The sequence below is a fragment of the Mastigocoleus testarum BC008 genome (genome assembly GCF_001456025.1).
Taxonomy (GTDB): Bacteria; Cyanobacteriota; Cyanobacteriia; order Cyanobacteriales; family Nostocaceae; genus Mastigocoleus; species Mastigocoleus testarum.
This window is the reverse complement of the sequence record NZ_LMTZ01000095.1, coordinates 16,280-28,276: the sequence shown is the minus strand read 5'-3', so window position 1 is coordinate 28,276 and position 11,997 is coordinate 16,280. Positions and strand designations below refer to the sequence as shown.

The window sequence follows — 11,997 nt, the reverse complement described above, 5'->3', positions numbered from 1 at the left end:
TTGGTATATAAATATGACTCAAGTAGAAGAATCTACTTCTCCAAATATGGATATAGATTCAAAAGAAACTGCGCAATTAGAAGATTTTGTTAAATTATTAGTTGAATTAAAAATTGTTGATTCAACAGAACCATTGTCATCAAATAATGTTTTATCAACAGTTAGTTTACATTCGTCTAACCATGCTTCAATACAAACTAAGCCTGTAATAAATTTAGAATTGTCTGAGACTGAAGTGGAAGCAAATATCAATACTGTAGATAGAAATTCACAATTTCTTGAAAATGATATACCAACAGATTATCTAGAAGCTGCGATAGACCTGAAATCACATTTTATCTCAGATTCTCAACCTTTAGATAATAATATATTAAGTAAAATTAGTGTATTAGATGAAATTGATAAATCAAATATTTTTGAACTCCCATCGCATAATGAATTAGAATCGATCAATAACCAAACACCAAACTCCGATTTAAAATATAATCAATATGACTCTCACGGTAAATATTCTAAAATAACTAATAAAGAAGAATCTAATATTGCATTTAAAAAGCTACAGAAACTATTATTTGGACCAGAAATATCAGACTTAAATACTCGTTATGAAAATATTCAAAATAGTATTCTAAAATTAGAAAATAAAATTTATAATAATGATGAATTAATTAATTTATTATTACCACTATTTAGTGAAGTTATACGACGTAAAATATCTATATCTAAAGAAGATATTATTCAAGCGATCGCACCAATTATTGATGATTTAATTAGAACTAGAGGAAAAGAACACCCAGTCAATATGGGTGAAGCATTATCGACTGTAATTCCATCAGCTTTGGAGAATGTTAGTTTAGAAGACCTTGCAAATGCTCTCGCACCAACAATAGGAGAAGCTATAAAAAAGCAGATTGAAATAGAGCAAGATAAAATTGTTGATGCACTTTATCCTGTAATTGGAAACACTATTTCCAAATATATGATAGAAACAGTTAAATCTATTAATGAGAAGATTGAAGAAAACCTTAGTTTCAGAGGTATTAACCGTAAGATTAAAGCTAAACTACAGGGAGTTTCAGAAGCGGAGTTAATTGTTAAAGAATCTCTCGGTTTTAGCATTCAAGCAATCTTTTTGATCCATAAAGGTTCTGGATTATTAATTTCAGAAATTCAACCTTTACAGGAAGAACGTTTAGAGTCAGATATGGTTGCTGGGATGTTAACTGCAATTCGTGAATTTGCAAATGAATGTATAACTAAAAATGGAAAAATTTCTGAACTAGGTGAAATTGATTATGGTGCATCCAAAATTATTTTAGAAGTAGCAGGATATTGTTATCTTGCAATAATTGTAAATGGAGAACCATCTAAATCACTCATAAAAGAGATGCGAGCTACTCTCTGTTTTATTATTAAGAAGTATGGTAAATCTATAGAAAAATTTGATGGGAACTTAGAAATTATTCCATCAGAAATTAACGCTAGTTTAGAAAAATTAGGCAACTATAAAAATAATGAAAGTAATAAAAGTAAAAAAAGTAAATTATCTCCATTATTAATATTAAGCTTAACCATTTTAAGTGCGATCGGGATTCCTTGGGGAATTTGGGAATATCGTAGTGCAGTTATTAGTTTTACAGAAGACAAAATAAGGGTTGCGTTGGATTCTACTCCAGAGTTATCGATTTATAATTTGCACGTGAAAGAAAACCAAGGAAAACTAAAATTAACTGGGAAATTACCAAACAAATGGCTTCGTAAAAAAGCTGAGCAAATTACAAAAGCTGCAGTACCTAATTGGTCTATTGAGAATAAAATTATTCCTGTTGATATACCAATAGATCCAATATTAGCGAAGGCTGAAGTTGAAAGAGTTACCAAAATTTTGAATCAAATGTCTGGTACAGTCGTTTCTACTAACTTTATTGATGATAAAGTGATTATCAAAGGTAGTGTTAGACAAATTGCTGATAATAAAAAAATTATCGCAGCATTCGAGCAAATCCCGGGAGTAAAATTTGTCTCAAGTGCAGTTGAAGTTAAACCTTTAAAAGTTGGAGTAAGAATTTACTTTTCATCAGATTCAGCGACTTTACCTAGAAATATTGATGACATACTGAAAGAAGTCCAATCATTTCTCAATAAATATCCTACAACAAAGCTCAAAATAATTGGTTACAGTAACTCTCTTGCAAATCAAAACTCTCAAACAATTGCACTTAAAAGAGCTTTAAATGTCAAAAAAATGTTACTCCAAAGAGGTATAGATCCATCTCGATTACAGGAGAAAATTAGAATTGATTTACCACCTGGGGTAACAAAAGAACAACCCTCTTGGATGAGACGTTGTGTCATTTTTGAGCCGGTTACAGAAAATAATAGTTAATCAAAATAGTTAGTAAAATCAAGCAATATTAAAATCATTCAAGATAATTCGCATGATATTTAAAATATTTAATTATTTGATTTAAAACTATTTTATTTGAACTTTCGATTAAATCGACGTAATTCATTGCTAATAATACTGAATTTTATTGTTGTTAATCATGTCTATTATCTCTCGTAAAATTTGTTTGGTTGGTGATTTCGGTGTTGGTAAAACCAGTTTAATTCGTCGTTTTGTTGATAGACAATTCAGCGATAAATATCTTTCTACTGTGGGAGTTAAAATTTCTCGTAAACTTGTTAAAGCATATCCAAAAGAATTAGTAAATTCACAAGATCTGAATCTACTTATTTGGGATATTGAAGGTAGTAATAAATACAAAGCTATTTCTCCTAGTTATTTCCAAGGAGCTAAAGGAGGGATTATAGTTGCAGATTTAACTCGTGAAGATACTCTCGAGCATTTGAAAGACCGTATTGAAGCTTTTTTAAAAGTTAATCCTCAAAGTTATACAATATTAGCTCTTAATAAGTCAGACTTAATCGAAACTGAATATTTAGATCGGATTCAAAAAAAATATCAATTTGAAAATAATCCCATGATTTTAAAAACATATTTGACTTCAGCAAAAACAGGGGTAAATGTTGATGAAATATTCCAGTTATTAGCTAACAGTATAATATAACATTAAAGATGAACAATTTATTGACAAAATTTTTGTCTGCATGTGACAAAGATTATCTATTAATTAATCAAGACTGGAAAATAATTGAGACATCTTTAACAGATGATAAACTTCTGATTAACTTACCTCAGGAGTATTTAGGAAGAGATGTTAGAACAATTATTTCAGAACTAGTCGGTTTAGATAATATTGCCCATGAAATTATTCAGGGTAAGCGAAGTAAATTTGAAATCAAAGGAATAGAAAGTTTTCCAGATAGAAAATTGTATATTGATATCTGTATTCTTCCAAATTTCACAGATAATTTTGATAACGGCAAATTGATATTATTGATTTCAGATGCAACAGAACGGATGATTTTAGAACAATCATTAGTTCAAGGAGCAAATGAAACTAGTTTGTTGTTCAAACAGTTGACAGCTTCTAAACAATATATAGATGTAGTTATTACATCAATGGCTGACGCCTTATTAGTAACAACACCGTCTGGGAAAATTAAGACAATTAATTTAGCAGCAGAGATGCTGTTGGAATCTAAAGAAATAGATCTTTTAGAGCAACATATTTCTGTTGTTCTACCAAAATTTGATAGCTTGCAAATAAATAATTTTTATAATACAGAAAATTCAGATTTATTCACTAAGGAAGTAGAAGCTATATGTCAAACGAAAAGCGGTAAAAGTATTCCTGTAGCCTTTTCCTGTGCAAAAATTAAAACAGAAATAGAAAGGTTCCGAGGTTATATCTATATTTTGCGAGATATGACTGAACGCAAGCAAGCAGAACTTGCAAAACAAGAATTTTTGGCAATTATTAGTCATGAAATTCGTACTCCAATTTCTTCTGTCATGGGAATCGCCGATCTATTGCTTGAGACGGAATTAGAAGAGGAGCAACAAGAATTTGTCAAGACTATTCATACTAGCGGCAATTCTTTGCTTAAGATTGTGAATGATATTCTAGATTTCGCCAAAATTGAATCTGGTAAATTGGAACTGGAAACACAACCTTTTTATCTATGCAATTGTATTCAGGAAGCAATATCTTTGCTCTCGCTAAAAGCTGAGAATAAAAAATTAACTTTAAACTTCAATCCTTCACCGGACCTACCTGAAATGATTGTGGGTGACATTACCAGATTACGGCAAATTTTACTTAACCTGATTGCTAACGCGATCAAATTTACTTCAAAAGGAGGAGTAGAAGTTTTTCTCAATAGTCATCAAATTGGACAAACCCAAGAAGGTAAGGAGCTTTACGAAATCCAGTTTGCAGTGAAAGATACAGGTATTGGGATTCCCCAAGATCGTCTAGATCGTCTATTTCAATCCTTTTCTCAGGTTAATTCTTCCATCTGTCGAAAATATGGTGGTACGGGTTTAGGTTTGTCTATTTGCAAGCAACTAAGTGAACTGATGGGGGGTAGAATTTGGGTAGAAAGTAAATTAGGTGAAGGTACTATATTCTATTTCACAATTATTGCACCGATTTTTTCCTTCGAGTTGCAGAATAGAATATTAAGTTAATTTTTGATCTCCACCTTCAATTTACTTTTTATATATTTTATCTGAAGGCTTTGGGAATATGAACTACATCTTAATTCTGGTACTAGGTTTAGCTTTTATCGCGTTCGGCTTAAAAATCCAGGAAGAAGTTTATCGTTTATCAGGAGCTTTCATTGGAAGTATCATTTTGATTTGGGGTTTTACTTTAACACCTGCAGCTTTTCAGGTAATGGTTGAAGTTGGTATTGTTTTATCTGTTTTCTCTATCTGCGTACGTTGCTGGGAATGTGAATAGTAATGAGAATTGATGTTAGCGCTAGTAGGCGCTCCTACGGATCCGCTTTCGTTTCCTAAGTCCTGTAGTCATCCTTTAGGATGATTTTGATTAAATTATTAGTAAAATTTTTATTTTTATTTCCTATTTATCCGGATAGAAGATAAATAACCTAAAATCATGAAATTATATTCACATCAAATGATACTTACTCAATGAAGATTTCTAAACGTATTGCAACTCTTAACCGCGTTCGGAAACTTAGCCGCTTGATGGATTCATCCATACGCCTTCCAGGAACAAAGTTTCGGATAGGGTTAGATCCTATTATCGGTTTGATACCTGGAGCAGGAGATCTTATCAGTGCAGCATTTTCAGCGTACATCATACTTTTAGCGACTCGTTTGTCTATCCCTACTCGGGATTTGGGACAGATGATATTCAATGTTGGTTTAGAAGCAATCGTTGGTACAATACCTGTTGTAGGAGATCTGTTTGATGCTTTTTACAAGTCTAATATTCGTAACCTGGAAATTTTAGAACAACATTTGAGCCAAGCAGAACCAGAATTAGAGAATATTAATTCAGAAGTTTCAAGGTATGCTGAAATAAGATAGATTATTCCAGGTATGTATCTATACAATAAATAATTTTTATATCCCTTGCAGGATGCTGGGGATAATAATTTGCTTTAAGTTACACGTTAAATTTCTAATAATCTATTTTTCTTTGACACCTATAAACACCAAAATTAATATTCTGATATCGTTTTGATAATTTAGGAGCAGTTCACATCTTGAACCCTGAATTACACTCCACAAACTATACAAAGAGGAGGTTGAGTACAAGCTTTTTCATGCAAAACTACTTAATAATGCCGAATCAGTGAAAGTTTTTGTGTATTGAAGCTAGGAAGTTTTAAGTTATAAGTAGCTATTGTTAGTCAAGATATGCTAAGTTTTTTCAGGATTCTAGCAGACCTGAATATGACTTAAAGTCTTCATACTTATAACGAATATGCCTTGTGAACTTTGGCCTTATGTTACCCCTGGAATTCCAGATGAATTATTTGAACGTTTACCGGGAATTCCATTAAGCAAGCGAGAAATTCGCTTGTTGTTAATCGCTCAGCTAAGACTAAAACCTGATTCCATTTTATGGGATATTGGTGCGGGTACTGGTACCATCCCAGTAGAAGCAGGATTACTTTGCCCAAAGGGAAAAATTATCGCGATTGAGAGAGATGAGGATGTAGCCGATCTGATTAGGCATAATTGCAATCGTTTCGGGGTTAAAAATGTGAAAGTAGTTGAAGGTATTGCTCCTGCTTGCTTGCACGAAATCAAGGAGCTTCCCCGACGGGTTTGTATCGAAGGAGGACGACCCATTCAAGACATTTTACAAGTCGCGTGGAATTATTTACCTCCCCATGGGAGATTAGTCGCCACAGCTACTAACTTGGAAAATTTGTATGCGATTTCCCAGACTTTTGCTCAACTCCAAGTACGAAATATTGAAATCGTCCAGTCAGCAGTTAATCGCTTGGAAACACGCGGATTATCTCAAACTTTTGCTGCTTTAAATCCTGTATTTATACTCAGTGGCGAAAAGCTAGAATGAATAGGTCTAAAATAAATCATAGTTACCCGATGTTAAATTGTGAAACTTAATAATTCATAATTAATAACTATGCGAGTAAAACTGTGGGGAGTCAACGCTTTGAAATATCTATGATGCACCTCGCTGCAGTAGTTTAAGCCTAAGTACGCCGAACAAATGAACTGTAAGGGCAGCTAAAGGCTTTATTCAAACCGCAGGCTCTGTGGTTAGACTAACCCTAGCCCCTATAATTTATATCTTATTTTTTGTGTATGCCTTGGTCTCGGATTATCAGTGGAATTGTTGCTATTACACTGGCTTTAATTGCAACTATTTTGGGAGGATGGTACTTTACCATACTTTTTGCAGTAATTATTTATCTAGGACAGCGAGAATTTTTTAATTTAGTCAAAGCTAAAGGTATGGCTCCTGCGGCTAAAACTACTCTGTTCGTAAGTCAGTTATTGCTAATTATTTGTACCCTTGATGGTAATTTAGCTGATGCGATTATGCCTGTATGCGGTACATTAATTTGTTTTTATTTGCTGTTTCAACCCAAAATGGCAACAATTGCTGATATTTCTGCCTCGGTTTTAGGATTATTTTACACGGGTTATTTGCCCAGTTATTGGGTAAGGATGCGTGGTATTGACGGTGCAAACCTCAGCAATCTGCCCCTTGGAGGTTATTTACCGCAGTTAGATCCGAATATTTCCCAGTCCTTTGAAGTTTCTGCTTTACCTAGGGGGTTAACAGCCACATTATTAACTTTCTTATGCATTTGGGCTGCTGATATTGGTGCTTATATTGTGGGTAAGTTTTTTGGTAAAACACCTTTATCAGACATTAGCCCGAAAAAGACTGTTGAAGGAGCGTTATTTGGAGTTATTGGTAGCGTTCTTGTTGCCATATGTGGAGCATATTTATTAAAATGGCCGCACCCAATTATTGTTGGTGCAGCTGTAGGATTAACAATTGGTATTGCCAGTATTTTAGGAGACTTGACGGAGTCGATGTTAAAACGAGATGCTGGAGTTAAAGATTCTGGGCAATTAATTCCTGGTCATGGTGGAATTTTAGATCGTACTGATAGCTATATTTTTACTGCACCTCTAGTTTATTATTTTGTCACGCTTTTATTGCCGTTGTTGTAGGGATTGGGGATAGCACTGCGTGCCGCCTTGCGGCATATAGGGATTAGAGACTGGCGACTGGGAATTGATATTAATTGAATACTTTCTGGAATTTTTCGTTTATTTCTGCTGTGGCAATTTGCTTCTTTAAATATTTTCTCAAATAATATCAAATCCGTTAGCATCGGAATTATATATTTTGTATAAACAAAGGTTCAGAGATTTTTAAATCACCTTTTCAATCATTCCAAAGTAAACGGAAAGGATAAGTAAGTAGGCGAGAAAAAAGTAAACTATGTAAATAAATATAAAATATCTGTATTTAGCTAGTAGTAGCGCTAAAGCGCTAAAGCGCTATTACAAGTTATGATTTTTCTTACTAACGTATCTCAAGCAAAAAATTATTCTAGGATTATTACTCTAGGGCACAGTTCTGTATGCCAACACCGCATCTCTTTGTTTTTATTTCATATGGGGTTATAACAGACTTAAAGTTGAAGTAACAAAAAAACATTACATATAGATGCGTTTATTTTATAGGGTTAAAAAAAAAACATAATTTCAGTCGCGACTAACTGTAAGGTAATTATTCTTTATTTTTCTACTAGGAAATTCCTCAGATTATTGGGTTTAGGAGTTTCCTTTACACTAATTATTCTATTCCTAACTAATTTTTATTTTTTATTAGCGGCGCAAACATCAGAAGTCGTAGCTGTTGAAGCTAAAAAAATTGAAACTATAAAAATTTCTTCATCTGCATTAGTAGAAACAGCGAAAAATGATTACCAAACAGGAAATTTTATACAAGCTATAGAAAAATGGCAGCAAGCATTGAAAATTTTTAGCTCTACAAACGATATTCTCAATCAGAGCATCGTGCTGAGTAATCTAGCGTTAGCCTACCAAAAGTTAGGAAATTGGCAACAAGCTAATAAAACAATCGAAGATAGTCTGAATTTATTAGATAATCTAGAGACTGTAAAAGCAAAGTCTTTACAAGCTGCAGCTTTAAATATCAAAGGTAGTCTTTTACTTGCTCGAGGGAAGACAGAGGAAGCATTAAATATTTGGGTTAATGCGAGCAAAAAGTACAAGGAAGTAGGAGATAATGTCGGTTATATCCGCAGTCTAATAAATCAATCTCAAGCTTTGAGAAGATTGGGGCTTTATCTTCGTGCTAGGGTTACTTTAGAAGAGGTAAATCAAAGCTTGAAGAAAGAATCACCCTCTTCGCTCAAAGCAGCTACCTTGCTTAACTTTGGTAATACTCTGAGGTTATTGGGAGACTTACAAGCATCTGAAGAAGCTTTACAGCAAAGTTTAGCGATCGCCGAAAAATTAGATTCTCCAAATGATATTGCTGCGGTACTACTTAGTTTGGGTAATAATGCTCGCGATGATGAATTGTCAGAAAAGGCACTAAAATATTATCAACGGGCGATTGTCGCATCAAAATCTCCAATTAATAAACTTCAGGCGCAACTCAATCAATTATGTCTGTTGATAGATATGGAAAAATGGCATCAAGCTAAAGAGTTAATCGCGAAAATCGAACCAGGAATTGAAAACTTACCCCCGAGTCGTCAAGCGATATATACAAAAGTTAACTTCGTCCAAAGTTTGGTAAGAATTAAAGATAAGGATATAGATAAAGATAAGAGAAATGAATATAGCGCTAAACTTCTTACCAAAGCAATTGCAGAAGCTCAAGCGATCCGGGATTCGCGAGCAGAATCTTACGCTTTGGGTTATTTGGGAGAACTTTACGAACGAACACAGCAGTTAGCAGAAGCGCAAAAGCTCACAGAACAAGCATTGATACTTGCACAAGCAAATAATGCTGCTGATATTTCCTATCATTGGCAATGGCAATTAGGAAGATTATTCAAAAAGCAAAATCAGATCGATAAAGCAGTCTCAGCATATAGTAATGCTGTAGCCACTTTAAGTGTAATTAGTAATGATTTAGTCGCCAATAATGTCAATGTCCAATTTTATTTTCGTGAAAGCGTAGAGCCAATTTATCGGGAATTAGTTGATTTATTGCTTCAAGGCGAATCTAACGAAAACTCTAACTCTAAATCTTTTAAATCTGGAAAAAAAGTAAGTCAAAGCAATTTAAAAAAAGCTCGCCGAGTCATAGAATCTTTGCAATTAGCAGAATTAGATAATTATTTTCGAGAAGCTTACTTAACCGGGAGTTCAACTCAACTTGATATCGATAAGGTAGATCCGCAAGCAGCAGTAATTTATCCCATCATTTTACGCGATCGCTTGGAGGTAGTTCTTTCTCTACCGAATCAAACTCTAACTCATTACAGTAGCAAGATTTCAGAAAGCGAACTGGAAACTAATATTGAAAAAATGCGACGTTCTTTGAGACGTACATCCTTAAAAAAAGAACGTTTAGCGATCGCCGAAAAATTTTACGATTTACTTATTAAGCCAGCAGAAAAAGAATTACAAGCAAATGGTGTGAAAACTTTGGCTTTTATGCTTGACGGTTCCATGAAAAATCTGCCAATGGCGGTACTTTATGACGGTCAGCAATACTTAATCGAAAAATATAATTTAGCAGTAACTCCAGGATTGCAACTATTTGCTCCTCAATCTTTAAAACATAAAAACTTAAAAGTATTATTTGGTGGCTTAAGTGAATCCAGACAAGGATTTATGTCACTTCCTGGAGTAAAAACAGAAATTAATCAAATTAAGTCTAAGATTTCTTCTCAAGTACTGCTCAATCAGAAATTTACCACCAAAGCTTTAGAAAAGAATATTAGTAATACACCATTTCCTGTAGTTCATTTAGCTACCCACGGTCAATTTAGTTGTAGGGTTAAGGATACCTTTATTCTTACCTGGGATCATCGCATCAATGTTAAACAATTGGGTAACTTACTGCAAAACCGAGAGAAATACAGTAACAATCCCATAGAATTGTTAGTTTTAAGTGCTTGTCAGACAGCACAAGGCGATAAACGGGCTGCGTTAGGACTTGCAGGTGTAGCGGTGAGGTCGGGTGCGCGCAGTACTGTAGCTAGCTTATGGGCTGTAGACGATCGCTCAACTTCAATATTCATGGTGGAATTTTACAAACAACTGGCAAAACCGAATGTCTCCAAAGCAGAAGCATTACGTCAAGCCCAACTTTCATTACTCGGACAGCGTGGATTTAAACATCCTTTTTATTGGGCACCTTTTGTACTTGTTGGTAACTGGCTTTAATTAACTTAGGACTTACGCAAAATGAACGTATTTCCGTCATTACGTATGACTAACGTCACGCTTTGCTAACAGCTACGCTGCGGGCTAGCGTTAGCGACGTAATCCCCCCCAGACGCTGTGATTGCTATCTCCTAAACGGAGACGCTGCGCTAACCCTACACTACGTTTCGGTCGCAATGACAAATCTTCATTGCGTAAGTCCTGTAACTAAAAATAAGAAGTTTGGGAATGAAAAATAAGGAATATTCATAACTAAAGCTACATTGATGAAATTTAGTTGTTGATAATTTCTACATCTGTGATCTATTTCTTAATTCTGGGAATTATGTTCTTGGACGGCTATATAGCAACACAAATTTAAATATAAATTTAATATGAATCAGATCGGAATCACTCGCTTGCTTGTACTGTTTGCAACCACGATGTCACTGCAATGCGGTTCTATTCCCAACAGTATAGGACAAGCTCAAGCACAGGGTGCTACTTCTGAAAAAACTACCAATAAGCAGTCAAAAGTAACCTTTAAACCTCGTAAAGGTGAAAGAAAACCTAAAGTGACGGTTGGAGGTGGTAGACGGGATAACGGTATGTGCGAAGCGTCAGAGGAAATAAGTTCTCTTGGAGTTAAAAGTCAAACTATTGATAAAACTTTAGTACCATTATTACCATCCTCAAAACTGGGATTAACAGCATCAAGTCACCCAAGTTTTATGGTTTATATCCCTCCAACTTCAGCCAAAGCTGTGGAATTCACTTTAGAAAATGAGGAAGGAGAGGGAATTTATCAAACGGAAGTAAATGTAGCAAATACTCCAGAAATTATTAGTTTTACCTTAGCTAAAACAGAGCCAGGGTTAGAAATAGATCAAGATTACCGATTTGTAATATCAATAGTTTGTCAACAAACTGGTCCTAAAAACCCTTTTGTAGAAGGATTAGTACGCCGAATTTCACCCAATTCTAAATTGACAAATCAGCTAGATAAACCAAAATCTTTGGAACAAGTTATACTTTATAGCGAATCCGGATATTGGTTTGAGGCTGTATCGAATCTCGCTGCACTCAAAGTTTCTCAACCAGAGAATTTGGAAATTGCTACAGCTTGGGAAAGCTTACTGGAATCTGTTGGTTTAGATGCGATCGCTAAGACTCCATTACAACATAAAGGGATCCAATAAATAATATCA

At 34.3% G+C, this 11,997-nt stretch carries 9 protein-coding genes; all 9 read left to right on the top strand.

Features of this window, described 5'->3' with window-relative positions; translation table 11 throughout:
• Positions 1 to 13 precede the first annotated feature (13 nt).
• The 9 genes from BC008_RS19785 to BC008_RS19745 all read left to right on the top strand — a co-directional run bounded on the left by BC008_RS19785 (position 14) and on the right by BC008_RS19745 (position 11,988).
• Positions 14 to 2,386 (top strand): OmpA family protein, encoded by a 2,373-nt coding sequence (locus BC008_RS19785; RefSeq protein WP_027844717.1) that lies wholly within the window; start codon positions 14 to 16, stop codon positions 2,384 to 2,386.
• A 160-nt stretch (positions 2,387 to 2,546) separates the two neighbouring features.
• Complete coding sequence (locus BC008_RS19780; RefSeq protein ID WP_027844716.1) at positions 2,547 to 3,071, top strand: Rab family GTPase; 525 nt, start codon at positions 2,547 to 2,549, stop codon at positions 3,069 to 3,071.
• An 8-nt stretch (positions 3,072 to 3,079) separates the two neighbouring features.
• Positions 3,080 to 4,597 (top strand): PAS domain-containing sensor histidine kinase, encoded by a 1,518-nt coding sequence (locus BC008_RS19775; protein ID WP_058183777.1) that lies wholly within the window; start codon positions 3,080 to 3,082, stop codon positions 4,595 to 4,597.
• 58 nt (positions 4,598 to 4,655) lie between these two features.
• Complete coding sequence (locus BC008_RS19770) at positions 4,656 to 4,871, top strand: hypothetical protein (protein WP_027844715.1); 216 nt, start codon at positions 4,656 to 4,658, stop codon at positions 4,869 to 4,871.
• A gap of 194 nt (positions 4,872 to 5,065) precedes the next feature.
• On the top strand, positions 5,066 to 5,467 hold the full coding sequence (locus BC008_RS19765) for a DUF4112 domain-containing protein (RefSeq protein ID WP_027844714.1): 402 nt from the start codon (positions 5,066 to 5,068) through the stop codon (positions 5,465 to 5,467).
• A gap of 400 nt (positions 5,468 to 5,867) precedes the next feature.
• Positions 5,868 to 6,470, top strand: coding sequence for a precorrin-6Y C5,15-methyltransferase subunit CbiT (gene cbiT / locus BC008_RS19760; RefSeq protein WP_027844713.1), 603 nt, complete (start codon positions 5,868 to 5,870; stop codon positions 6,468 to 6,470).
• Between the two features lie 251 nt (positions 6,471 to 6,721).
• Entirely contained in the window at positions 6,722 to 7,603 is an 882-nt protein-coding gene (locus BC008_RS19755) for a phosphatidate cytidylyltransferase (RefSeq protein ID WP_027844712.1), read from the top strand.
• Between the two features lie 603 nt (positions 7,604 to 8,206).
• Positions 8,207 to 10,810: a CHAT domain-containing protein gene (locus BC008_RS19750; RefSeq protein ID WP_235595893.1), complete on the top strand. Its 2,604-nt coding sequence runs from the start codon at positions 8,207 to 8,209 to the stop codon at positions 10,808 to 10,810.
• A 374-nt stretch (positions 10,811 to 11,184) separates the two neighbouring features.
• Positions 11,185 to 11,988 (top strand): DUF928 domain-containing protein, encoded by an 804-nt coding sequence (locus BC008_RS19745; protein WP_027845769.1) that lies wholly within the window; start codon positions 11,185 to 11,187, stop codon positions 11,986 to 11,988.
• The last annotated feature ends 9 nt before the right edge of the window (positions 11,989 to 11,997 follow it).